Genomic DNA, 23,393 nt, shown 5'->3' with positions numbered 1-23,393 from the left:
CACCCAGCCACGACCCGCACACGCCGAGGGCACACGGCCCTCGGCTCCCCTCGCCACGAATCGCTCACCCCAGGGTGGGCAAAACGCCACGAAACGTCAACAGGGCACCCGGCCGGGTGACACGGAGGCCCCCGGAGGTCCCTGAGTCACCGTCGCCCCGGGGACCGGCGCGGGCACGGGGACCGGCGCGGGCACGGGGGTCGGGGAATGAGCGGAAGGAGCGGAAGGCAAGGGGGCCGAGGAGCACACAGGGGCCGAAGCCCGGTCCACCTCGCACCAGATGCTCTTGCCCACCCCCTCGGGCTGCCAGCCCCACCGGTCCGCGAGGCCGTCCACCAGCTCCAGGCCGCGCCCGTTGGTGTCCTCGCCCTCCGCGTGCCGGGGCCGCGGCGGGCAGTCGCTCGCGTCGGCCACCTCCACCCGCACCCCGCCCTCCGCCGCGAACAGCATCCGCAGCACCGCCGGGCAGCCGGTGTGCACCACGGCGTTGGTCACCAGCTCGGAGATGAGCAACACCAGCGTCTCGGCCAGCGGCTCGTCATCGCCTATGCCCGAGCCGGCGAGCCGTGACCGGGCCCACCTCCGGGCTCGTCCCACCTCTGCCGGGTCCGGCCCGACCTCCAACTGCACCTGAAGCACCTGCACCGCTCACACCATCCGAACCGGCGGACACACCTTCACGGAACGTGATTCCCTTACGGGACAGCATGGTTGACGTACAGTCACCGCAACAAGCGCTTCGGGCATATTCCAGCGCGAAGGAGTACGCGTGGTCCATACTGTGCGACGCACTCTGCGGGTAGTCGAACGCCGGGTGCGAGCGGCGGGCATTCCCGGAGCCGGGGTCACCTCGGGGGCGACACCGGGACGATCCGGGCCAACGAGCACTCGCATCCCACGGAGCGTACCGGAGCCGGAGGCCGACTCCGGGCCGTGACGACCCCGCCGAAGGACACAACCCGATATCGACGTTCCGTGACCTGTCCGGCGCGGAACGCTACAGGGCGGCGGCCACCGTCTCCTCGGCCCGCGCGGCGGGAAGCCTCAGCTCCGCCCGTACCCAGGCCCGTTTCAGATGCAGATGGACGTCCGCCTCCCAGGTGAAGCCCATGCCGCCGTACACCTGGAGGCAGTCACGGGCGTTCCCGATCGCGGCCTCGTCGGCGAGCAGCTTGGCCCCGGCGATCTCGACGGGGTCGGCGGTGAGGGAGGCGGCCCGGACGGCGGCCCGGGCGAGCTCGGCCCGCACGAGCATTCCGGCACAGAGATGCTTCACCGCCTGGAACCCCCCGATGACCTCCCCGAACTGCTCCCGCTCCCGCGCGTAGGCGACGGCCGCCCCAGTGGTCCGCCCCGCACTCCCGACCTGCTCGGCAGCGGTGAGCAGCACGGCCGCGTCACCCCCCGCGCCGTCGGCGCCCCCGAGCCCCCGCACCCGATGCAGGGGCGTCAGCGGATCCACCGATCGCATCGGTACGGCGCCCGAAACGTCACCGAGGACCACGTCGGCCTCGTCCAGCCAAGGAACAAGCCCCTCCGAGGCGTCGGTCACCACGACCGCCCCCTCCGCCGCACCCGGCACACTCCCCGCCGCCACATGCGTCGCGACAAGCGGCCCCGGCACCAGCGTCCTCCCCACCTCCTCGAACACGAGCACCGCCTCCGGCAGCCCGAGCCCCACCCCGCCCTCCTCCTCCGGCAGCCGCAGCGCGAAGAGCCCGGCGGCGCCGAGCTCCCGCCACAGCTCCCGGTCGAGCCGCCCGCCCGCGTCGACGGCCGCCCGCAGCGCCTCCCGGTCGAAGAGCCGCGCGAGGAGTTCGCGTACACCCCGGCGCAGGTCCCGCTGGTCCTCGGTGAGTCGGAAGTCCACGGCGGGGGTCACCGGCCCTTCGGCAGGCCGAGGATGCGCTCGGCGACGATGTTGCGCTGGATCTGGGAGGTGCCGGCCGCGATCGTGTACGAGAGCGAGGAGAGCCGGTCCAGGGTCCAGTCGCGGTCCAGGTCGAGCGCGTCGGGGCCGAGGACGGCGGCGGCGGCCTCGTACAGCTCCTGGCGGGCGTGGGAGTAGTGCAGCTTGAAGACGGAGCCGCCCGCGCCGGGCACTCCGCCGGTGGCCTGCGCCTCGCTGACGTTGGCCTGGACGAGCCGCCAGAGCGCCTGGAACTCGGCGGAGAGCCTGCCGAGCCGCCGCCGCAGGACGGCGTCGTCCCAGGTGCCGTTCTTCCGGGCCGTACGGGCGAGTTCGCCGAGGAGGCGGCGGCAGGCGACGACTTCGCCGACGAAGGCGGTGCCGCGTTCGAAGGAGAGGGTCACCATGGTGACGCGCCAGCCGTCGTTCTCCTCGCCGACGCGGTTCTCGACGGGCACGCGCACCTCGTCGAGGAAGACCTCGGCGAACTCCGCCGATCCCGCGAGGGTGCGCAGCGGCCGTACGGTGATGCCCGGCGCGTCCATGGGCAGGGCGAGCCAGCTGATGCCCCGGTGCTTGGAGGCCGCCGCCGGGTCCGTCCGTACCAGCAGCTCGCACCAGTCGGCGACCTCGGCGTGCGAGGTCCAGATCTTGGAGCCGGTGACGACGTACGCGTCCCCGTCCCGTACCGCCCTCGTCCGCAGCGACGCCAGGTCGGAGCCCGCGTCGGGTTCGCTGAAGCCCTGGCACCAGACCTCGTCGCCGCGCAGGATCGGCGGCAGCCACCGCGCGCGCTGTTCGGCCGTGCCCTCGGCGGCGATGGTCGGTCCCGCGTGGAGGAGGCCGACGAAGTTGGCGCCGACGTAGGGCGCGCCGGCGCGTTCGGTCTCCTCCAGGAAGATCAGCCGCTGGGTGGGGGACGCGTCCCAGTGGGTGTCGGCGTACCCGGCGTCGTACAGCCTGCGCTGCCAGCCGCAGTCGTACGCGCGGCGGGCGGGCCAGTCGAGCGGGTCGGGTTTCGGCGGGAGGCCGGGCAGGGTCGCGGTGAGCCATTCCCGCAGCCGGGCGCGGAATTCCTCCTCCTCGTCGGTGCAGGTCAGCTCCATCAGACGAGGCCCGGGCCGATGCCTCGGTCGAAGTCGAGATCGAGCATGCGGATGGCGTTGCCCCGCATCAGCTTGTAGACGGTCTCGTCGTCGAGGCCCTGGACGTGGTCGAGGGCGACCTCCTTGGTGTGCGGGAAGGTCGAGTCGACGTGCGGGTAGTCGGTCTCGAAGGTGGCGTTGTCCCTCCCCACGACGTCCAGGGAGGCGATGCCGTGCTTGTCGCGGAAGAAGCAGCAGAAGATCTGCCGGTAGTAGTACGTGGACGGGGGCTCGGGGATCAGGTCGCGGACGCCGCCCCAGGCGCGGTGCTCCTCCCAGACGTCGTCGGCGCGTTCGAGGGCGTACGGGATCCAGCCCATCTGGCCTTCGCTGTAGGCGAGCTTGAGCGTCGGGAACTTGACGAGGACGCCGGAGAAGAGGAAGTCCATCATCGAGGCCATGGCGTTGTTGAAGCTGAGGGAGGCCTGGACGGCGGGCGGGGCGTCGGGGGAGGCCGCCGGCATTTGGCTACTGGATCCAATATGCATGTTCACCACCGTTCCGGTCTCCTGGCAGACGGCGAAGAAGGGATCCCAGTAGCCGGAGTGGATCGAGGGGAGTCCGAGGTGGGTGGGGATCTCGGAGAAGGTGACGGCCTTGACGCCCCGGGCGGCGTTGCGCCGGATCTCGGCCACGGCGAGGTCGATGTCCCACAGCGGGATGATGCAGAGCGGGATGAGCCGGCCGCCGCTGCCGCCGCACCACTCCTCGACCATCCAGTCGTTGTAGGCGCGGACGCAGGCGAGGGCGACCTCCTTGTCGTGGGCCTCGGCGAAGGTCTGGCCGCAGAAGCGGGGGAAGGTGGGGAAGCAGAGGGAGGCCTCGACGTGGTTGAGGTCCATGTCCTTGAGGCGGGCGACCGGGTCCCAGCAGCCGCGCCGCATCTCCTCCCTGGTGATCCCCTCCAGGGTCATGTCGTCGCGGTCGAAGCCGACGGCGGCGATGTTCCGCTTGTACGGGAACTTGAGGTCCTCGTAGATCCACCAGTCCGTCGGCGGCCCTTCGGGGTCCATCGTGATCTGGTACTTGCCGGCGACGTACGCGAGCTCGCCGATACCGGCCGTGAGGGGCCGGGGGCCGCGGTCGCGGTACTTCTTCGGGAGCCAGGTCTCGAAGAGGTGGGCCGGCTCGATCACGTGGTCGTCGACGCTGATGATGCGGGGCAGTTCCGTCATGGAGCGTTCTCCATTTTCTGATGACCCGTCAGATCTGACGGGTCCAGGCTAGCCCCGCACCCCTGGACCGACAAGCGGCGGACCTCTACGCTCACCGCACGATCTGACGGAACGTCAGCCAGGAGGAGTACGGGATGGAAGAGACCGCACACACGCTCGGCGCGTCCCGCACGCTCTGGGAGCTCGTCGAGCGGCGCGCCGCGCTCACCCCCGAGCGGCCCGTCCTCCTCCAGGGGGACCGCGTCCTCACCTTCGGCGGACTCCGCGACCGCGCCGAGCGCTGCGCCGCCGGCCTGTACGCCCTGGGCGTGCGCCCCGGCACGGTCGTCGCCTGGCAGCTGCCCACCCGGATCGAGACCGCGGTGCTCTCCTTCGCGCTCGCCCGCATCGGAGCCGTACAGACGCCGGTCATCCCCTTCTACCGGGACAAGGAGGTCGGTTTCGCGCTGCGCGAGTCCCAGGCCGAGTTCTTCGCCGTCCCCGGAGAATGGCGCGGATTCGACCACACGGAGATGGCCCGGCGGCTCGGCGCGCGCGGCGTCTTCGAGGCGTACGCCCCCGATTCCCTCCCCGACGGCGACCCGGCCGTGCTGCCCCCGCCGCCCGCCTCCGGCACCGACGTCCGCTGGATCTACTGGACCTCCGGCACGACCTCCGACCCCAAGGGCGTCCTGCACACCGACCGCTCGCTCCTCGCCGGCGGCTCCTGCCTCGCGCACGCGCTCCGGCTCACCGCCGACGACGTCGGCTCGATGGCCTTCCCGTACGCGCACATCGCCGGGCCCGACTACACGGTGATGCTGCTGCTCTACGGGTTCCCCGCGGTGATGTTCGAACAGTTCGCGCTGCCGGACGCCCTGGACGAGTACCGGCGGCACGGGGTGACCGTGGCCGGCGGCTCCACCGCCTTCTACGCAATGTTCCTCGCCGAGCAGCGCAAACGGCCCGAGGAGCCGGTCATCCCCACCCTGCGGCTGCTCGCGGGCGGCGGGGCGCCGAAGCCGCCGGAGATCTACCACGCCGTACGGAAGGAGCTGGGCTGCCAGCTCACCCACGGGTACGGCATGACGGAGGTCCCCATGATCACGATGGGCGACCCCGACGACACCCCGGAGAACCTCGCAACCACCGAGGGCCGCCCGCCGGCCGGCATGGAGATCCGGATCACGGACACCGGCGAGGTGCGGCTGCGCGGCGAGGCCGTCTGCCGGGGCTATCTGGATCCGGCCCAGACGGCCGCCGCGTTCGACGAGGACGGTTTCCTCGTCACCGGGGACGTCGGACATCTGACCCCGGGCGGGCACCTCGTCCTCACCGGCCGCGTGAAGGACATCATCATCCGCAAGGGAGAGAACATCTCGGCCAAGGAGATCGAGGACCTCCTCCACGAACACCCGGACGTGGGCGACGCGGCCGTCATAGGCCTCCCGGACGCCGAGCGCGGCGAACGCGTCTGCGCGGTCGTCGAACAGCCGCCGGGGGCCGCCCCGCTGACCCTTCCGGCGGTGACGGCCTTCCTGCGGGGGGCGGGCCTCTCCGTCCACAAGCTGCCGGAACAGCTGGAGGTGGTGGACGCGCTCCCCCGCAACGAGACACTGCGGAAGGTGCTCAAGTACAAGCTCAGGGAACGATTCGGTCCGTCGGACCGAGGCCGGTCGGACTGTGGCCGGTCGCGCCGAGGCCCGTCGGACCGGCACCGCTCGGACTGAGGCCGGTCGTCAGGAGGTCCGCCCGGGTGACACCGGCCGGGTCGGCCTCCGCGGCGTCGTCGCCGGGGCTGGTGGGCGAGGGCAGCTCGACGGGCAGGGGATCCTTCCCGGTGAGCGCCGCCGCCCCGTCCTCGTACACCTCGAAGAGGCGCCGGACGCCGAGCGCGGCGAGCACCCGGCCGACGTGCCCCTCCCGGTCCTCGGGCAGGACGAGGCGGAGCCGGCCGCCGCAGGAACGCAGCAGCCTGCGGGCAGCGATCAGCATGCCCACCCCGCTGGAGTCGCAGAACCGGACGGCGGACAGATCGAGCACGAGATCGTGGCGGCCGCCCGCGACCACGTCGTGGACGCGGCGACGTATCCGGGGGGAGGTGACCAGGTCCAGTTCCCCCCGCACGCGGAACAGCGTCCAGGAGCCGTACTCGTTCTCGTCGACCTCGATCGTCGTCACGGACGCCGCCTGCCCCGCCCCGCACCTCCGAAACCACAGGGCCGGAGGATGACGCGTTCCTTACCACCCGGATCCACGTCAAGGGCGCACTTGCGGCAAACAGTCGTGCGTTGTCGGTACGGCGCACTACGTTGGAGGAGAGCCGGGGAGCCGGGGTGCCGGAGGGAGCCGGGAGGGGCGGAGGGTCGGATGGCGATGGACACACCACCGCGCTGGGACCGCAGGATGCAGCAGCGGCTCGCGCGCGGGGAGGCCGCCGCGCTCGGCGAGCTGTACGACCGGTTCGCCTCGCTGGTGCACAGCCTCGCCCACCGGGTCCTCGACGACGACGGCGCGGCCGACCAGGTCACCCGTGAGGTCTTCGGCTACATCTGGGAGAACCCCGACGCGTACGACCCGAAGCAGGGCAGCATGCGCGGGTGGATCGCCAGGCTGACGCAGTCGCAGGCCGTGCACCGGCTGCGGCAGGCCGAGGCGACGGCGTACGCGGAGACCGGCCGGGGCTCGGTCGAGGAGCTGGAGCAGAAGGTGCGCAGGGCGTCGGTCGCGGCCCGCGCCGACTACATCGTGACGTCCATGCCGACGCCGCTCAGGGCCGCGCTCGAACTGGCGTACTTCCAGCGGCGGGACTACCGCCAGACCGCCGCCGACCTCGGCGTCACCGAGGACGAGGCGCGGCGACGCCTCCGCCTCGGCCTCCAGTTGCTGTCCTCGGCGAACACCCGGCACCCCGAGGGCGGCGGGCCGCCCGGCTACGGACGGGCGCTGTGACGGGGGCGAACGGCGACGCGGACGGCGTCGCACGCGCCCCGTGGGTGCCGGGGCCGCGCCGGGCGGCGGACGACCACGCGGACCTGACGGCGGAGGTCGTGGAGGTCGCGGAGGCCTCCGGGGCCGCGGAGTTCTCGGAACCGGAGGTGCCGGTCCTCACCCACAGTGTGCTCAAGTCCCTGCTCGGGGCGTGGGCGCTCTCGGCGTGTTCCACCGGGGAGACCAGGGCCGTCGAGGACCACCTCACGAGCTGCGCGCCGTGCGCGGACGAGGCGCTGCGACTGCGGGACGCCGTGGCGCTGCTGCACGAGGACCGGGACCTGGACCTCGACCCGCTGCTGCGGTCCCGGGTCCTGGAGAGTTGCCTGGGCCGGCGCCCGGCCCGCATCCCGATCCCCGGCTGGGTCACGCCGTACGACGCGGAGACGGCGCGGCTCGACGCGCTGCTGCGGGACATCGGCGAGTCGGAGTGGCACGCGCCGGTACGGCTCAAGTGGTACGAGGAGGAGCGGATCGTACGCCGGAAGGCGACGGTCGCGGGGGTCATCGGGCACCTGTTGGCGGTGGACGGCCTGGTGTCGGCGGCGCTCGGGCTCGACGATCCGCTGGGCGCGGGGACGCCGGAGCTGTCGCCGGCGGAGCGGACGGAGGCGTTCTGGTCGGGCCTCGACCGGCCGCCGAACCGGGCGTTGCGGGGGCCCTGGCGGGAGCAGAGCCACACGCTGATCCGGACGGTCTCGTTCGCGGGGCGCGGGGTGGCGGACCTGACGGTCACCTACAAGGACTTCGCGCTGCCGCTGCGGGACTCGCTGCTTGAGCGGGCGTTCGAGTGCTGGGTGCACGCGGACGACATCGCGCAGGCGGTGGCGTATCCGTACGCGCCGCCGAGCGGCGCGCATCTGCACGACATGATCGACCTGACGGCCCGCCTGCTGCCGGGCGCGCTCGCGAACCGCCGCCGCGCGGGCCTTGCGGCACCGGCCCGGCATCTGGTCGCGGCGGGGGCCCCGGGCCGCTCGCTCCACCTGGAGGTGGAGGGCGCGGGCGGGGGCCACTGGTACATCGCGCTCGACTCCCCGGCGGCGATCGGGTCACCGGAGCGGGCGGTGGCGCAGGTGGCGATGGACGGTGTGGAGTTCTGCCAACTGGTGGCGGGCCACGTCTCCCCGGAGGAGGCAGCGGCAGGCCAGGACGGCGACCGAGAAGCAATCCGAGACGTCCTGGCAGCAGCAGCGTCACTGAGCCGCTTGTAGCTCCCGCGCACGTCCCCGAGCGCCCACGCGGGGGCGGGGCGTTACGCGAAGACGACCGTGCGGCGGCCGTTCAGGAGGATTCGGCGTTCTGCGTGCCATTTGACTGCGCGGGCCAGCGCCTGGCATTCGACGTCGCGGCCCACCGCGACCAGCTGGTCGGGGGTCACCTCGTGGCCCACCCGTTCGACCTCCTGCTCGATGATCGGGCCCTCGTCGAGGTCGGCCGTCACGTAGTGGGCCGTCGCGCCGATCAGCTTCACGCCCCGCGTGTGCGCCTGGTGGTAGGGCTTGGCGCCCTTGAAGCTGGGGAGGAAGGAGTGGTGGATGTTGATGATCCGGCCGGACAGCTGCTTGCAGAGGTCGTCGGAGAGGACCTGCATGTAGCGGGCGAGGACGACCAGCTCGACGTTCTCCGAGCGGACGAGCTCCAGCAGCTCCGCCTCCGCCGTCGCCTTCGTGTCCTTCGTGACCGGGATGTGCCGGAAGGGGATCCCGTAGGAGCCGACGAGCTCCTCGAAGTCGGTGTGGTTGGAGACGACCGCCACGATCTCGACCGGCAGCGCGCCGATGCGCGAGCGGAACAGCAGGTCGTTCAGGCAGTGGCCGAACTTCGACACCATGAGGACGACCCGCATGCGCTCGTCGGCCCGGTTGATCTGCCAGTCCATCGCGTACGAGTCGCCGACCGCGGCGAAGCTGGCCCGCAGCTTCTCGACGTTCACCGGGGCCTCGGCCGAGAAGTGGACCCGCATGAAGAAGAGACCGGTGTCACGGTCTCCGAACTGCTGGCTGTCCTCGATGTTGCACCCCGTGATGAAGAGGTAGCTCGACACGGCGTGCACGATGCCCTGCTTGTCCGGGCAGGAAAGGGTGAGGACGTACTGGTCGGTCATCCTGTCAGCCTGCCATACCCGGGCGGGCCGGATGACCCACCGTCCGTCAGACGGAACGGGTCATGATGCTGAGCACGTCCAGGGAGCGCGGCGGCGTGTCCGGATCCTCGCCGTCGGCCCTGGCCAGGTGTACGTGGGCCTCGCGGGCGGCCCGTACGGCCTCGGGCCACCCGGGGTGCTCCAGGTACGCGGAGACGGCGGCGTCGGGCCCCACCTGGTGCATGATGCGCAGCACCCGGAGGACGGCGACGTCGACGAGGGCGGCCTCGCCGGTGTCGCGGAAGATCGAGCCGACGTACTTCTCGGCGGACCAGTTGTCGAGCCAGGTGTCCTCGACGAGGCGGTAGACGGCGTCGGTGACGTCGCCGTACCCGTCGAGGCCGGCGAGCCAGGTCGTCTCGTGGAACCCGGGATCGGAGAGCATGTGCAGCGCCGAGCGCACGTTGCTGCGCCAGCGCCACCACGGCATGTCGTTGAGCGGCATGCCGCCCATGGTGGAGGAGCGACGGCCGCGACGGGAAGAGTTCACCGAACCGGAGACTGGACTGGACACGTTTCGATCGTACGTTCCCTTGTCCGGTAACCGGAGTCCGCCCCTCGCAGCCCCTGCAATTCACCTTCAGGTCACCCACCGTTGAACCATGCTCACTCCCGCGTTACCCATGAGGCGGAAATGTGCACGCCATGACCGGTAGGCGACTGACCTCACTCCTCGCGTACGTCACGACCGCGGCGACGGGAGCCTCGTTGCTCACCGGCTGTGGCATGCTCCCTGGGGCCACGGGGGGCTCCAGGGAGCCCGTCACGGTGATGACGTGGGCCCCCGACCAGACGCGGGCGACCAACATGCCCGGAATGCCCGCCATGGCGCAGGCCTACGCCCGCTGGATCAACTCCCAGGGCGGGATCGACGGCCACGAACTGCGCGTCCTCACCTGTAACGAACACAACACCAGCACCGGCGCCGCGGCCTGCGCCCGACGGGCCGTCCGCGAGAAGGCGGTCGCCGTCGTCGGCTCGTACAGCCAGAACGGCCGCGCCTTCATGGCCCCCCTGGAGGCCGCCGGCATCCCGTACATCGGCGGCTACGGCATCTCCGAGGACGAGTTCACCAGCCCGCTCTCCTATCCCGTCAACGGCGGCCTCGCCTCCCTCATCGCCGGTCACGGCATGCAGCTCGCCGAGTCCTGCCGCACCGTCTCCCTCGTCCGGCCCGACACGCTCGCCGGCGACAAGCTTCCCGAGCTCCTCAACTCCGGGCTGCGCAAGGCCAGTCACCGGAGCGCCGTCGACATCCCGGCCGTCGAGGACGCGGCCGAGTACACCGCGCAGGCCGACCGGGCCCGCGAGAAGGCCGGTGACGAGGACGGCTGCGTCACCGCCGTCCTCGGGGAGCGCACCCAGACGTTCTTCGACTCCTTCCGCCGCCTCCCGGCGGCCGAGGACAGGAGCGACGGCGGCAGCGAGGGCGACGGCGACTCGGGCGGCAAGCGCGCCGCCGTACGGATCTCGTCCGTCCTCGGCAGCGTCGGCCAGCCCGTGATCGACCGCACCGGCGGCGCCCGCAGCCCCTTCGAGGGCGCGTTCGTCACCGGCTGGTACCCGGAGGCCTCCGACAAGAGCTGGGCGCCGATGCGCAAGGTCATCCAGGACCACGCGTTCGCCGACAACCGGGTCGACCCGGCCGACGCCGGCGTCCAGACCACCTGGATCGCGTACACGGTCCTCAAGGAGGTCGTCGAGGCCCTCGACGACGACCGGATCACGGCCACGCAGATCGCCCACGCCCTCGACCGGGGCGAGGAGATCGACACCGGGGGCCTGACCCCCACCCTGCGCTGGAAGTACGAGGACCTGCTCGGCGCCCCCGGCTTCCCCAGGATCGTCAACCACGAGGTGACGTTCCAGGTGGTGCGCCAGGGGCAGCTCGTGGCGCAGAAGCCGGGCTTCGTCGACGTCGGCGAGACCGTCCTCAGCGCCCCGTAGCCCCGGTCAGAGCTGGGAGTAGCTCCGCTTCTCCAGGCCGTACTTGGCGGCGGTCGGGTTCCACAGCGCGGCCGCCTCCTTCTTCGCGGTGGTGGCCACGCGGCTCTGCTTGTCCGCCTCGACCAGGTGGTTGGTCGAGCGGGCCTTGCCGCCCTTGCAGGCCTTCTTGTCCTTCATCTGCACGGCCCAGGCGGCGTAGTGGTCGTCGGCGGCCGCCGAGGCCCGCCAGGCCTTGGTGAGCGCCGCCGTGAGCGCGGGGTTGTCCGGGACCTTGTCGACCGACAGCGTCCGGAGTTTGGCGACCAGGCCCCGGCGCTGGTCGGCGGCGCCGCGCAGGTCGGCGGCCGCCTTGTCGAGGTTCTTGCACTGCTTGATGGACTCGACCGAGCTGATGACCGTGTCGCGGCTGCTGCTGCTGGTCGCGAGGAGCTTGCTCAGCTCCTGCGCCTGCGGCTCCGCCGGGTCGGCCGGCTTCTCGGTGGGCGCCTGGGTTGTGGGCGGCACGGAGGAGGTCGCCGCCACCTTCTGCCCGTCCGCCTGGGGGTCCTTCTCCTCGTCCCCGCCGCTGAGGAACGCGCCGGCGCCGAGGCCGACGACCGCGCAGCCGACGACGACTGCGGCGATGAGCGCGACCGGCGACTTGCGGCGCGGCGGCTCGGGCTCGCCGCCGTCGTAGTAGGCGCCGTCGTAGCCGTACTGCTGCGGGGGCGCCGGAGGCTGGTGATGCTGCTGGTACGGGGCGGGGGCCGGGGTCGGCGGCTGGTACGGGGCCGGAGCGGGCTGCTGGTACGCCTGCGTGTGCGGCCGCGGCTGGTGCTGCTGCGGCTGCTGCGGCGCCCGGGGGGCCTCCGTACGGAAGAGGTTGTCGAACTCGGCGGGCGGCTGCCGCTCGCCGGGCTCCTGCCCCGGTACGGGGGCGATGTACTGGGTCGCGTCCGAGGCGCCCGCGGGCCCGGGGCCCTGCGCCTGGAGCGGCCCCGTGCCCAGGAACTGGGTGTGCGCGCCCCCACCCTGCTGCGGCGGCACCGGGGCGATGTGCTGGGTGGCCTGCATGTCCCCCGCGGCCTGATGCGGATACCCGTACCCGGGCTGCGGAGCCGCCACCGGCGGCGGGTAGCCGTACCCCGGCGGCGGAGCCGAAGCGGACGGCATCCCGCCTGAAGCGGACGGCATCCCGCCCGGGGCCGACGGCATTCCGCCCGGCCCCTGCGGTATCCCACCCGGCCCCTGCGGCATCCCGCCGCCCGCGACCGGGGCGATGTGCTGGGTCGCCTGCATGTCGGCGGCGCCCGGCGCGCCCGGGCCCGGGTAGCCGTAGCCCGGCTGCGGCGCCGCGCCCTGCGGCGGGACCGGCGGCAGGTACTGGGTGGACTGCATGTCGGCGGGGCCGCCGGGGGTCGCCTCAGGAGGCAGCGGCTGGGCGGGCGGCAGCGGCTGTCCGCCCGGCGAGGCGCCGGCGGGACCCCAGGCGCCACCCCACGGCTGTGCTCCCCCTTGACCGTCCTGCGCGGGGGGCACCGCCGGGTACTGCGGCTCCGGACCCTGTCCGTTCTGCGTCACCGGGACTCCTACTGATGGACCTACGGCATCGTCGGCCCACGCTACCGGGTACGCGCGGGGCTCCGCACACACGTGTGAGCCCGATTACACAACCTTCCTGCACCTCGCGGCCCCCACCTGGGACTACGCCGCGTACAGCTCCATCCGCGCCCCGAACTCCCGCACCACCGGCTCCCCCGCGTACGGCTCCAGGCGCTCCCTCAGGTCCTCCAGGTACTCCGCGCCCCGCGACGACCGCAGCGTGCTGAGGAGTTCGAGCGCCCGCGTCCCCGTACGGCAGGCCTGCTCCACCTCCCGCTGCTGGACCTGCGCGGAGGCGAGCAGGGCGAGCCCGATCGCCCGCCGCCTCGCCCGCGTCTCCGGATGCCCCGCGATCGACTCCTCGGCCGCCCGCGCCGCCGCCTCCGCCTGCCCCAGGTCCCGGTAGCAGTGCGCCAGTTCGTCCGCCAGGTACGCCTGGTCGAAGTGGGCGATCCACGCCGGGTCGTCGCCCGCCTCCGGATCGGCCAGCTCCAGAGCCCGTACGGCACTCCCGGCCGCCTCCTCGAAGGCGCGGACGTCCCCGAGGAGCGCGTGCCCCCGCGCCTCCGCCGCGAAGAACATCGCCTCCGCCCTCGGCGGCACCTTCCCCCGCGCCCCTTCCTGCGCGGCCCGCGCCAACTGGGCGATCTCCCGCGGGTTTCCGAGCTGCGCCGCGAGATGGCTCATGGAGGCGGCCAGCACGTATCCGCCGTAGCCCCGGTCCCCGGCCGCCTGCGTGAGTCTCAGCGCCTGGATGTAGTACCGCTGGGCGAGCCCCGGTTCGCCGGTGTCCACCGCCATGTACCCGGCGAGTTCGGTGAGTCGGGCGACCGCGGCGAAGAGCTGGCGGCCGATCGCCTCCCGGTAGGAACCGGACAGCATGCCCGAGACGACGCTGTTGAGGTAGTGGACGACCACCGGGCGTACGTGCCCGCTGCCGAACCGCCGGTCGAGGTCGACGAGCGCGGCCGTCATCTCCCGTACGGCCGCCACGTCCGCGACCCCGACGCGGGCCCCCGCCATCCGTGCCACATGCGGGTCCGGGCCGGTGATCAGCCAGTCCCTGCTGGGCTCGACGAGCGCGGACGCCGCGACCGTGGAGCCGGCGAGGAAGTCGCGGCGGCCGACGTCGCTGCGCCACAGCTCGCAGACCTGCTCGATCGCCCCGGGCACGGTCGGCGCGAACTGGAGCCCCACGCCCGCGGCGAGGTTGCGCCCGTTGGCCATGCCGACCTCGTCGATCGTGACGGTGCGGCCCAGCTTGCGGCCGAGTGCCTCGGCGATGATGCCCGGGGCGCGCCCGCGCGGCTGCTGCCCGCGCAGCCAGCGCGCCACGGACGTCTTGTCGTACCGCAGGTCGAGGCCGCGCTCCGCGCCGACCATGTTGACCCTGCGGGCGAGGCCGGCGTTGGAACAGGCCGCCTCCTGGATGAGTGCTTGGAGCCGTTCGTTGAGCTGACGCGGGATGAGTGGCCTGGCTGCCATGAGTGCCCCCTGAGGCCGAGCAGTGATCACGAGAAGTGATCACTGCCCGGTGAATATCCGGTCAATGCCGATGTGAACACGCGAAACCGGACACGTCGGCCGCGAGTTCACCGCCGGCGCCCCCACCTGTGCGTACCCACCCCCGCTCCCCGGCTCCCCGCGCGCCCCCGCTCGTGCACCGATGCGCCCCGCGTGCAGGATCGATGCCTCACACCGCTCGGCGCCCCGCCCGTAACCCCAGGTGGCGCGGGAAGTTGTGTTCACCGTGGAAGAGACCATCGGAGTCACGGAAGCCGCACAGATCCCCAAGCAGCGGGGCGAGCAGCTGCTGGACAGCGCCGTGCGGTACGCGGAAGAGCGGCACTGGGACGTGTTTCCCGGGACCTGGTTGGAGGCCGTCGAGGGCAGGGAGCGCTGCTCCTGCGGCGCGGACGCGTGCGCCGTGCCCGGCGCCCACGCGGTCAGGCCCGACTGGTCGACCCAGGCGACCGGCAGCGGGGTCGGGGCGCGCCGCATGTGGACGAAGCAGCCGAAGTCGTCGATCCTGCTGCCGACGGGCCGCACGTTCGACGCGATCGAGGTGCCCGAGTCGGCCGGTTTCCTGGCGCTCGCCCGGATGGAGCGGATGGAGCTGACGCTCGGCCCGGTGACCTGCACCCCGGACCGCCGGATGTACTTCTTCGTGCTGCCCGGCGCGGCCGCGAAGGTGCCGGACCTCGTCCGGAAGCTGGGCTGGGTCCCCGCCTCCATCGATCTCGTCACGCGCGGCGAGGGGCACTACGTGGCGGCCCCGCCCACCCGGATCGGCGGCTGCGGCGCGGTGCAGTGGGCCCGTCGCCCCACCCCGGCGAACCGCTGGCTGCCCGACGCGGAGGAGCTGATCAGCGCCCTCGCGTACGCGTGCGGCCGGGAGGCGGCGGAGGCGCGAAGCCGGACCGCGCAGTGACGCCGGGTCCCCCGGACCTGGGGACGCCGGCGTGACCCTGGGCCCCCGGCGGGCCCGCCCTTAGGGTGGGGCCCGTACACACGGGGACGACCTAGGGGTTGACAAGACCATGCCTGACCAGGCATTTGACGGAGCGTTCGACAAGGCGGGCGCCGCACCGGCGGACGGTGCGGCGCCCGCCGTGCGCGTCGAGGGTTTGTGGAAGCGGTTCGGGCAGCAGATCGCGGTGAACGGGATCGACCTGGTCCTGCCCGCAGGCCGGTTCATCGGCCTCGTCGGGCCCAACGGCGCCGGCAAGACCACCACCCTCTCGATGATCACCGGACTGCTCCGCCCCGACCAGGGCCGCATCCTGGTCGCCGGGCACGACGTGTGGGCCGACCCCGAGTCGGTCGCCCAGGTCAAGGCCCGGATCGGCATCCTGCCGGAGGGACTGCGGCTCTTCGAGCGCCTCTCGGGCCGTGAACTCCTCGCGTACAGCGGCCGCCTGCGGGGCCTTCCCGGCGCCGAGGTCGACAAGCGGGCCGCCCAGCTCCTCGACGTCCTCGACCTGACCGGTTCGCAGAACAAGCTGGTCGTCGACTACTCGACCGGCATGCGGAAGAAGATCGGGCTCGCGGCGGCGCTGCTCCACAACCCCGAGGTCCTCTTCCTCGACGAGCCCTTCGAGGGCGTCGACCCGATCTCGGCGCAGACCATCCGCGGCGTCCTGGAGCGGTACACCGCCTCCGGCGCGACCGTCGTGTTCTCCAGCCACGTCATGGAACTGGTCGAGTCGCTGTGCGACTGGGTCGCCGTGATGGCGGCGGGCCAGATCCGGGCGCAGGGGCCGCTCGCCGAGGTACGGGGCGAGGCGCCCTCGCTCCAGGCGGCGTTCCTGGAACTGGTCGGCGCGAACGGGCGCGAGGCGGCCGGGGACTCGCTGGACTGGCTGGGCGGCGGGGCGCAGCGATGAGCGCCGTGACGACCACCCCGACGACCGCCGCCGCCTCCCCCGTACCGTCGCTCACGTCCGTCTTCGTACGGCTCAAGCTGTCGCTGCTGCGGAACGGGCTGCGGCAGTCGGGCGGGCGGACCGCCGCGTACATCGTCTCGATCGTGTTCGGGCTGCTGTTCGTCGCGGGAATGGTGCTGTCCTTCGTCCTGCTGCGGGGCAGTGCCTCCGCCGACACCATCGCGGTCCTCATGACGGGGATGACCGCGCTCGCGTGGGCGGTGATGCCGCTGTTCGTGCCCGGCGGCGACGAGACCCTCGACCCGTCGCGGCTCGTGATGCTGCCGCTGCGGCCCCGGCCGCTGATCCGGGCCCTGTTCGTGGCCTCCCTCGTCGGCGTCGGCCCCGTCCTCACCCTGTTCCTGGCGTTCGGCGCGGCGCTCTCCGTCGCGCACGGCGCGGCCGGAGCGGTCGCCGCCGTCGTCGCCGTCCCGCTCACGGTCGCCGTGTGCGTGGCCCTGTCGCGGGCCGTGGCCGCCGCCAACATCCGGCTGCTCACCTCCCGCAAGGGCCGGGACCTGGCGCTGCTCAGCGGCCTCGTCATCGCGGTCGGCATGCAGGTCGTGAACTTCGGCGCCCAGCGCCTCTCCCGGCCCGGCGGCCTCACCGCGCTCGAACCGGCGGCGGCCGTCGTCGACTGGCTGCCGCCCGCCGCTGCGATCGGCGCGGTCGACGCGGCGAGCGAGGGCGACCACGTGTCGGCGGCGGCGCGGCTGCTGCTCACCGCCGGCGTGTTCGTGGCGCTCATGTACTGGTGGCGGCGGAGCCTGGTGCGGCTGATGGTCGAGCCGGACGGCTCGACGATCGGCGCGGCGTCCGAGGCGCGCGAGAAGTCCGCCGGTACGGGGCGGCTCGCCCGGATGCTGCCGGCCGGGCGGGACGGCGCCGTCATGGAGCGCAGCCTGCGCTACATGTGGCGCGACCCGAAGACGAAGGCCTCGTGGGTGACCTCGCTCGCCCTCGGCCTGATCGTGCCGCTGTTCAACGCCTTCCAGGGCACGGGCTCGATCTACTGGGCGTGCTTCGCGTCCGGCATGCTCGGCATGCTGATGTACAACCAGTTCGGCCAGGACTCCTCGGCGTTCTGGATGGTCGCCCAGACCCTCTCGACGACGGCCGACGCGTACGCCGAACTCCGCGCGCGTGCCCTGGCGCTGCTCGCCATCACCCTGCCGTACGCGGCGCTCGTCACGGTGCTCACGACGGCCGTCCTGGGTGACTGGTCGCGGCTCGCGGAGGCCATGGGTCTCGCGTTCGCCCTGCTCGGCGCGATGCTGGCGACGGGTGCGGTGGCCTCGGCCTACTTCCCGTACTCGATCCCGCAGGACAGCGGCTACAAGAACGTGGCGCCGGGGCAGGCCGGGCTCGCCTGGATCTCGATCCTCGGCGGCATGCTCACGGCCCCGCTGCTGTGCGCGCCGCTGATCGGCGGGACGGTGTACCTGCACCTCTCCGACCAGCAGGCGCAGCTCTGGCTGCTCTTCCCGGCCGGGACGCTGTACGGCGCGCTCCTCATGTGGGCGGGCCTGAAGGTGGCGGCTCCGCGCACGGCGAGGCGGCTGCCGGAGATCCTGGCGGCGGTGAGCAAGGGGTAGGAATGAGGGCGGCGGTACGCGCGCGCGTACCGCCGTCCCCCAGCACCGTGCCTCAGCCGGTGAACGACTCGGGGCCGAAGCGGCCCCACACCACGAAGCCGATCAGGACGATGTAGACGACGTCCACCCCCACGAGGTTCAGCTCGTGCCGCCGGATCCGGGTGATCGCCGCGCCCACCATGATGAGCAGCAGTCCGAGGGCCGCCACCGGTACCAGGCCCGGTGCGATGTCGAGCACGGCGGGCAGGACCAGGCCTATGGCGGCGAGGGCCTCCAGGGCTCCGATGGCCTTGACGCTCCCGGCGCTGAAGTCCTCCACCCACCGCCCGCTTGCCCCGGCGGCGGCGATCTTCGCCTTCGGCGTGACCACCTTGTAGCCGCCACCGGCCAGGAAGGCGAGGGCGAGCAGTCCGGTGACGATCCACAGGGCGAGGTTCATGGCACGGTCCTTTGCGGCGTAGGGCGGTTACGGGGTGGGGGGCGCGATCAGTGGAACTGGCCGGGCTTGTAGTCGCCGCCGGGCATCTGGATCATGACGTTGCCCCGGTTGAAGGCGTTGATGATGGCGATCGCGGCGACGAGGGCGGCGAGCTGCTCGTCGTCGTAGTGCTTGGCGGCGTCCGCCCAGGCCTCGTCCGTGACCCGGCCGCCGTCGGCGATGCGGGTGCCCTGCTCGGTCAGTTCGAGGGCCGCCCGCTCGGCGTCGGTGAAGACGGTGGCCTCGCGCCAGGCGGCGACCATGTGGAGGCGCTGGGGGCTCTCGCCGGCGGCGGTGGCGTCCTTGGTGTGCATGTCGAGGCAGAAGCCGCAGCCGTTGATCTGGCTCGCGCGGATCTTCACGAGCTCCTGCGTCGCGACGGGCAGGGACGAACCCTCAAGGGCCTTGCCGGCCGCGATGATGTGCTTCCAGACCTTGCCGGCGATCTGGTTCTCGAACATGTTCAGGCGAGCGCTCATGGCGGGCTCCTCCATCGTGGTCGGCGGTGCTCGGTTACACACCCAGGACGGAACGGGGCCGCCGCGATGTGACATGGGGGGAACGTGACCTGCGTCACGGAGGGCCGGAAGGCCGGAGGGGGCGGGAGTCGTCGGCGCGGGGGCGGAATTCCCTTGCTCCGCGCGGCCGGTGCGTACGATCCTCCCTTCCATGACCCTCCCTCTCGCACAGCCGCAGCGCGTGATCACCCTCGACGACGGCCTCACGCTCCGCGCGTGGGACGCCGAGGCGGACCTGCCGGAGCTCTTCCGGGTCATCGAGGAGTCGTGCGCGCACCTGCGCCCCTGGATGCCGTGGGTCGCCCAGCACGACTTCGACCGCACCACCGAGTTCCTGGCCGGCCGCGCCGGGCGGTGGGCGAGCGGGGAGGAGTACAGCTACGCGATCGTCCTCGACGGCGCCGTCGTCGGCGCCTGCGGGCTGCTCCGGTACGAGGACACCCCCGCCGACACCCGCGAGATCGGCTACTGGCTGCACCCCGCCGCCACCGGCCGCGGCGTCGCCACCCGGGCCGCCCGTGCCATGGCCGAGCAGGCCTTCCGCCTCCCCGGGATCACCTGCGTCGAGATCGTCCACGACCCGGCGAACGTCAACAGCGGCGCCGTCGCCGCCCGCCTCGGCTTCACCAAGGGCACCCGTCGCCCCGCCGAGGCCCTCGCCCCGGCCGAGACGGGAGAGGTACAGGTCTGGTACCTGCGGGCGGCGGACCTGACGGGGTGACGTGAGGGCGGGGTGCTCTTCCGGCCGCAGGATGAGCCGGCCGGAGCCCGGACGACCGGGGGCGGGTCGCCTCGCCCCGTGCCGGGAACTACTGTCGCGGGCATGGTCGAACACGATGCTCTCCGCGCCACCTCCGAGGCCTATGACGCCGTCGCCGCGACGTATGTGGACATGTTCCGCGACACGCTGCGGGACCGGCCACTGGACCGCGCGATCCTGGCCGCCTTCGCCGAGGTCGTGCGGGCGGAGGGGGGCGGTCGGGTCGCGGACCTGGGGTGCGGGCCCGGCCACATCACGGCCCATCTGGCCGAGCTCGGTCTGTCGGCCTTCGGGGTCGACGCCTCTCCGGTGATGATCGCGTCGGCCCGGCGGGACCACCCCGGCCTGCGGTTCGACGTGGGCTCGATGGCCGCGCTGGACATCGCCGACGGCGAGCTGGGCGGCGTACTCTCGCGCTGGTCCGTCATCCACACCCCGCCGCACGAACTCCCGCCGATCCTGGTGGAGTTCCACCGCGTCCTGGCGCCCGGCGGCCATCTTCTGATCTGCTTCTCGGCGACCGACGGCCCGTCCCACCCGACGCAGGCCTTCGACCACACCGTCGCGACGGCCTACCGCTGGTCGCCCGACCACCTCGCCTCGCTGCTGCGCGAGTCCGGCCTGGCCGAGGTGGCCCGGCTGGTCCGCGAGCCCGAACCGACCGACCGCCGGCAGTTCCAGGAGGTCCAGCTCCTCGCCCGCAAGGCCTGAGCACGGCATCGAGGAGCGTGTGCGGCGGGTCGCGGCCAGGAGGGGCGTCGCCCGACGCAGGGCGTCAGAGCGTCGAGGTGATGTGGTCGCGCAACCGCTCGGTGTACAGCCGCATCACCTTGTCCGCCACATCGGTGTCCGGGAAGCGGCTCGTCAGCCAGATCCCGTCGGGCAGCCGGTTCGCCCACATGAACACCTGGTCGCTGTGGGACGGCCGGATCAGGCCGTGGGCCCGCTGCTCGGACCACCGGTCGGCGCCCGGAATCGCACGGGTGTCGATGTAGGAGACGGACGAGAACAGGTCCGGGTCGGTCGACCGGTCCGCACCGAGCAGGTTCAGCACCCGGTTCATGGGAACACCCGCGAGCGCCCGGTGGGCCTTGAGCTCGGCGCGCACCGTCCGGAGCGCGTCGGGGAAGCTGCGGCAGAGGTCGGTCTCCACCTCGATCGGGACGCCTCCCACGTACCAGCCCACCGACTCGCTCCACCGCGACTTCGTCCGCGTGTGGAACGGCACCACCGTCCGGTACACCTGGGGCCCGCCGAGTTCACCGACGATCCGGGCGGTCGCTGCGAGCACCCCGGCCAGGCTGCCGCCGTACGGCCGGCAGTACGCCTCGAACGCCGCCGCCTCCGACGGGCCCGCGAGCGGTTCGCACAGCACCCGCTGCCGGGCCGGCGGGGCGCCCGCCGTCAGTCCGAGGTCCAACGGGAAGCCCGGCAGCTGCCCGCCGCACCGCCGGATGAACTCCCTCCAGTGCGACACGGCGGGGTGCCCGTCGTCGACCCGGTCCGCGTCGGCCCGTTCCAGCTCGCAGAAGTCGACGTAGCTCGCGACCGGGGCGGGCTCCTGCGGCGACCGTCCCTCAAGCCCGGCCGTGTACAGCTCGTGTACGTCGGCGGGGAGCCGGAAGAGGGAGTAGGCGTCGACGTTGCTGTGGTCGAAGGCCATGTACACGCTGGTCGAGTCGTCCCGGAGGACCGCCGCGTAGATCAGGTTCGGCCAGCGCAGTGCGTCCGCGACCGTGTGGAAGCGGTTCTCCAGATGCCGCGACAGCCTGCCTCCGTCAGGGAAGTCCCCGGCGTCCTCGCGGTGCAGGGCCACCTCGCCGGCGTCGAGCGTGAACCGGCGCAGCTCGTCTCCCGACTCACCGGCCCAGCGGAACCCGCTGCGCAGCGTCTCGTGCCGCGCGGTCCAGGCCCGCAGCGCCTCCTGGAGCACGTCGAGGTCGACGGGGCCGTCCATGTCGAAGACGATGCCGATCCACGTCGGTACGAACAGTCCCTTGTCCCGCAGCCTTTTGGCCCTGCGGATGTGCATCTCCTGGATGTACGCCGGCGGCCGGGCGTCCTCCGTCCGCGCCGCCGCCTTCACGGCGGCCGGGCTCAGCGTCCACTCGACGAGCCGTCCGGGCCGGACCTCGCACGCTTGGATGTCAGTGATACGCACGCGTTTCCCCTTCGCACAGGGGGCCCCGGACACGGAGCCCCTCTGCGAGCAAGGCCCACGGGCGCGGTATGGATGCGCCCATCCCACGGAATGCAGCACAACGGGTATCGCGTCGAACGGCCGGGCGAGCCCCTGAGCCGTACCCCTCAGGCGTGTACCGCCTGGGCCGTCTTCGTCTCTGCCGTGTGACGGCGTGAGGGCCCCCACCCGTCCTGGGTGGAGGCCCTCACTTCACTTACCGCTCCAGCGGGGTCAGAACGCGCCGTTCAGGTCCCACCAGTTGGGGTCCGCCAGCGAGCCCGGGTAGAGCGCGCCCGTGCCCTTGCCCGGGTAGAGGAGCAGGCAGCCTTCGCCCTCGCACTCGGCGGAGGAGTAGCTGGGGCCGGTGATCGTCGCCACGTCGTTGCGGCCGTCGGCGTTGATGTCACCGACCGCGAGGATCGTGGCCATGACGTTCCAGCCGCCGGCGCCGATCAGCACGCGGGCGCCGAGGCCACCGGTGCTCGTGGCCGGGTAGAACCACAGCTTGCCGGTGGCGCCCTCGCGGGCGGTCAGGTCGGCCCGGCCGTCGCCGTTCATGTCGCCGGTCGCGACCAGCGTGTTCATGATGTTCCAGCCGCCGCTGCCGATCAGCTTGCGGGCGCCGAGGGTGCCCGTCGTCGTGGCCGGGTACAGCCACAGCTTGCCGGTGGCCTTCTCGACGGCGAGGAGGTCCGCGCGGCCGTCGCCGGACAGGTCACCGAAGGCGGTGATCTTGTCCATGGCGTTCCAGCCGCCGCTGCCGATGAGCTTGCGGGCGCCGAGGGCACCCGTACCCGTGCCCGGGTACAGCCACAGCTTGCCGGTGGCCGCCTCGCGGGCTATGACGTCCTCGCGGGCGTCGCCGGTGAGGTCGCCGTGCCGGGTGAGGGCGTTCATGACGTTCCAGCCGCCCGCGCCGACGAGCGTGCCCGAGCCGTCGCCGGGCAGGAACCAGAGGCGCCCGGCCTGGTCACGGACGAGGACGTCCGACTTCTTGTCGGCGTTCATGTCGCCGAAGCCCGCCGCCTTGGGGGCGGTCGTGGCGTGCCACTCCGGGTACGCGGGCAGGACGCACTCGCGGTCGGTGGAGACGAACTTCAGCGAGCTGATCGAGTTGCTGCCGGGGCCGCCCCACTCGCTGCCCGAGGGGTTGGCGGGGATCACGCTGGCGCCCGCGTACTCGTCGTCGTAGTTCGCGCCGTCGTAGAGGCAGGCGACCTTGGTCGTGCGGTTGACGACCGAGCGGAACGTGTTGTCCCAGGTCCCGAGCGTCGGAGCGTTCACGTTCGTCTTGTACATCGTGCCGGTGCCGTTGTCGGTCTTCCAGGCGCAGAAGTAGCCCGACGGGCAGTCGCTGATCGCAGCCTGCGCGGGCGCGCCCGCACCGAGAAAGCCGGCCGACGTGAGCCCCAGCGCGGTGGCTACCGTGGCCAGGCGCCGCAGCATGGATGTGCGCATGCAATTCCTCTCTGAGGCGGCGCGGAGAAGACCTCGGACGCGCCGCGAGAGGGAGACCGTATCCGGCCACGGGGCGCACGCCCGCACCGGGGGCACCCGTCGCC

General features: G+C 72.5%; 21 protein-coding genes and 1 pseudogene. 9 read left to right on the top strand and 13 right to left on the bottom strand.

Annotation, left to right across the window (positions count from 1 at the left end; all coding sequences use genetic code 11):
- Positions 1 to 96: 96 nt before the first annotated feature.
- The 4 genes from ABT034_RS25430 to ABT034_RS25415 form a co-directional block, all read right to left on the bottom strand.
- Complete coding sequence (locus ABT034_RS25430; protein WP_351218993.1) at positions 97 to 645, bottom strand: ATP-binding protein; 549 nt, start codon at positions 643 to 645, stop codon at positions 97 to 99.
- Positions 646 to 997: 352 nt separating this feature from the next.
- Positions 998 to 1,870 (bottom strand): acyl-CoA dehydrogenase family protein, encoded by an 873-nt coding sequence (locus ABT034_RS25425; RefSeq protein WP_351219103.1) that lies wholly within the window; start codon positions 1,868 to 1,870, stop codon positions 998 to 1,000.
- A gap of 8 nt (positions 1,871 to 1,878) precedes the next feature.
- On the bottom strand, positions 1,879 to 3,015 hold the full coding sequence (locus ABT034_RS25420) for an acyl-CoA dehydrogenase family protein (protein ID WP_351218991.1): 1,137 nt from the start codon (positions 3,013 to 3,015) through the stop codon (positions 1,879 to 1,881).
- Positions 3,015 to 4,229 carry an amidohydrolase family protein gene (locus ABT034_RS25415; RefSeq protein WP_351218989.1) on the bottom strand — a complete coding sequence of 405 codons (1,215 nt, stop codon included), beginning with the start codon at positions 4,227 to 4,229 and terminating at the stop codon, positions 3,015 to 3,017. Before ABT034_RS25415 ends, ABT034_RS25420 begins: the two co-directional genes overlap by 1 nt.
- Before the next feature lie 134 nt (positions 4,230 to 4,363).
- Here ABT034_RS25415 and ABT034_RS25410 point away from each other — a divergent pair, with 134 nt between their 5' ends.
- Entirely contained in the window at positions 4,364 to 5,938 is a 1,575-nt protein-coding gene (locus ABT034_RS25410) for a class I adenylate-forming enzyme family protein (RefSeq protein WP_351218987.1), read from the top strand.
- Between the two features lie 112 nt (positions 5,939 to 6,050).
- Here the strand turns inward: ABT034_RS25410 and ABT034_RS25405 are convergent.
- Positions 6,051 to 6,389, bottom strand: a pseudogene (locus ABT034_RS25405) (STAS domain-containing protein); the annotation flags it as partial.
- A gap of 189 nt (positions 6,390 to 6,578) precedes the next feature.
- On the opposite strand from ABT034_RS25405, the gene ABT034_RS25400 reads away from it, so the two are divergent.
- Positions 6,579 to 7,160, top strand: a complete 582-nt coding sequence (locus ABT034_RS25400; RefSeq protein ID WP_351218984.1) for a sigma-70 family RNA polymerase sigma factor — start codon at positions 6,579 to 6,581, stop codon at positions 7,158 to 7,160.
- On the top strand, positions 7,157 to 8,413 hold the full coding sequence (locus tag ABT034_RS25395) for a maleylpyruvate isomerase N-terminal domain-containing protein (protein WP_351218982.1): 1,257 nt from the start codon (positions 7,157 to 7,159) through the stop codon (positions 8,411 to 8,413). The genes ABT034_RS25400 and ABT034_RS25395 overlap by 4 nt, the downstream gene beginning before the upstream one ends.
- Positions 8,414 to 8,454: 41 nt before the next feature.
- Here ABT034_RS25395 and purU read toward each other — a convergent pair whose 3' ends face one another.
- Together purU and ABT034_RS25385 are read right to left on the bottom strand one after the other, a co-directional pair.
- Complete coding sequence (gene purU / locus ABT034_RS25390; protein WP_351218980.1) at positions 8,455 to 9,306, bottom strand: formyltetrahydrofolate deformylase; 852 nt, start codon at positions 9,304 to 9,306, stop codon at positions 8,455 to 8,457.
- A 46-nt stretch (positions 9,307 to 9,352) separates the two neighbouring features.
- Positions 9,353 to 9,799, bottom strand: a complete 447-nt coding sequence (locus ABT034_RS25385; RefSeq protein ID WP_351219101.1) for an SCO4402 family protein — start codon at positions 9,797 to 9,799, stop codon at positions 9,353 to 9,355.
- A 191-nt stretch (positions 9,800 to 9,990) separates the two neighbouring features.
- Here ABT034_RS25385 and ABT034_RS25380 point away from each other — a divergent pair, with 191 nt between their 5' ends.
- Positions 9,991 to 11,292: an ABC transporter substrate-binding protein gene (locus ABT034_RS25380; protein ID WP_351218978.1), complete on the top strand. Its 1,302-nt coding sequence runs from the start codon at positions 9,991 to 9,993 to the stop codon at positions 11,290 to 11,292.
- Positions 11,293 to 11,298: 6 nt separating this feature from the next.
- Here ABT034_RS25380 and ABT034_RS25375 read toward each other — a convergent pair whose 3' ends face one another.
- Both ABT034_RS25375 and ABT034_RS25370 read right to left on the bottom strand, forming a co-directional pair.
- Positions 11,299 to 12,852 (bottom strand): hypothetical protein, encoded by a 1,554-nt coding sequence (locus ABT034_RS25375; RefSeq protein ID WP_351218976.1) that lies wholly within the window; start codon positions 12,850 to 12,852, stop codon positions 11,299 to 11,301.
- Positions 12,853 to 12,975: 123 nt separating this feature from the next.
- Positions 12,976 to 14,358, bottom strand: coding sequence for an NsdA family TPR-like regulatory protein (locus tag ABT034_RS25370; protein ID WP_351218974.1), 1,383 nt, complete (start codon positions 14,356 to 14,358; stop codon positions 12,976 to 12,978).
- Between the two features lie 256 nt (positions 14,359 to 14,614).
- Between ABT034_RS25370 and ABT034_RS25365 the strand changes: the two genes are divergently transcribed.
- The 3 genes from ABT034_RS25365 to ABT034_RS25355 all read left to right on the top strand — a co-directional run bounded on the left by ABT034_RS25365 (position 14,615) and on the right by ABT034_RS25355 (position 17,893).
- Positions 14,615 to 15,304, top strand: coding sequence for a bifunctional DNA primase/polymerase (locus ABT034_RS25365; RefSeq protein ID WP_351218972.1), 690 nt, complete (start codon positions 14,615 to 14,617; stop codon positions 15,302 to 15,304).
- Between the two features lie 109 nt (positions 15,305 to 15,413).
- The gene (locus ABT034_RS25360) at positions 15,414 to 16,259 is read left to right on the top strand and encodes an ABC transporter ATP-binding protein (protein WP_351218970.1); all 846 of its coding nucleotides are present in this window, start codon (positions 15,414 to 15,416) and stop codon (positions 16,257 to 16,259) included.
- Positions 16,256 to 17,893, top strand: a complete 1,638-nt coding sequence (locus ABT034_RS25355) for a transporter (RefSeq protein ID WP_351218968.1) — start codon at positions 16,256 to 16,258, stop codon at positions 17,891 to 17,893. Before ABT034_RS25360 ends, ABT034_RS25355 begins: the two co-directional genes overlap by 4 nt.
- 52 nt (positions 17,894 to 17,945) lie before the next feature.
- On the opposite strand, the gene ABT034_RS25350 is transcribed toward ABT034_RS25355, so the two are convergent.
- Together ABT034_RS25350 and ABT034_RS25345 are read right to left on the bottom strand one after the other, a co-directional pair.
- Entirely contained in the window at positions 17,946 to 18,332 is a 387-nt protein-coding gene (locus ABT034_RS25350; protein WP_351218966.1) for a DoxX family protein, read from the bottom strand.
- A gap of 47 nt (positions 18,333 to 18,379) precedes the next feature.
- Positions 18,380 to 18,850, bottom strand: a complete 471-nt coding sequence (locus ABT034_RS25345) for a carboxymuconolactone decarboxylase family protein (protein WP_351218964.1) — start codon at positions 18,848 to 18,850, stop codon at positions 18,380 to 18,382.
- A gap of 190 nt (positions 18,851 to 19,040) precedes the next feature.
- Here ABT034_RS25345 and ABT034_RS25340 point away from each other — a divergent pair, with 190 nt between their 5' ends.
- Together ABT034_RS25340 and ABT034_RS25335 are read left to right on the top strand one after the other, a co-directional pair.
- Complete coding sequence (locus ABT034_RS25340) at positions 19,041 to 19,610, top strand: GNAT family N-acetyltransferase (protein ID WP_351218962.1); 570 nt, start codon at positions 19,041 to 19,043, stop codon at positions 19,608 to 19,610.
- A gap of 102 nt (positions 19,611 to 19,712) precedes the next feature.
- Positions 19,713 to 20,360, top strand: a complete 648-nt coding sequence (locus tag ABT034_RS25335; protein WP_351218960.1) for a class I SAM-dependent DNA methyltransferase — start codon at positions 19,713 to 19,715, stop codon at positions 20,358 to 20,360.
- Positions 20,361 to 20,424: 64 nt separating this feature from the next.
- Here ABT034_RS25335 and ABT034_RS25330 read toward each other — a convergent pair whose 3' ends face one another.
- Both ABT034_RS25330 and ABT034_RS25325 read right to left on the bottom strand, forming a co-directional pair.
- Positions 20,425 to 21,810, bottom strand: coding sequence for a condensation domain-containing protein (locus tag ABT034_RS25330; RefSeq protein WP_351218958.1), 1,386 nt, complete (start codon positions 21,808 to 21,810; stop codon positions 20,425 to 20,427).
- 252 nt (positions 21,811 to 22,062) lie between these two features.
- Positions 22,063 to 23,289: an FG-GAP-like repeat-containing protein gene (locus ABT034_RS25325; protein WP_351218956.1), complete on the bottom strand. Its 1,227-nt coding sequence runs from the start codon at positions 23,287 to 23,289 to the stop codon at positions 22,063 to 22,065.
- Positions 23,290 to 23,393 lie beyond the last annotated feature (104 nt).

The sequence above is a fragment of the Streptomyces sp. NPDC002773 genome, assembly GCF_040295605.1.
Lineage (GTDB): Bacteria > Actinomycetota > Actinomycetes > Streptomycetales > Streptomycetaceae > Streptomyces.
The sequence above is the reverse complement of the archived record's forward strand: the minus strand, read 5'-3'. Positions and strand labels throughout refer to the sequence as shown.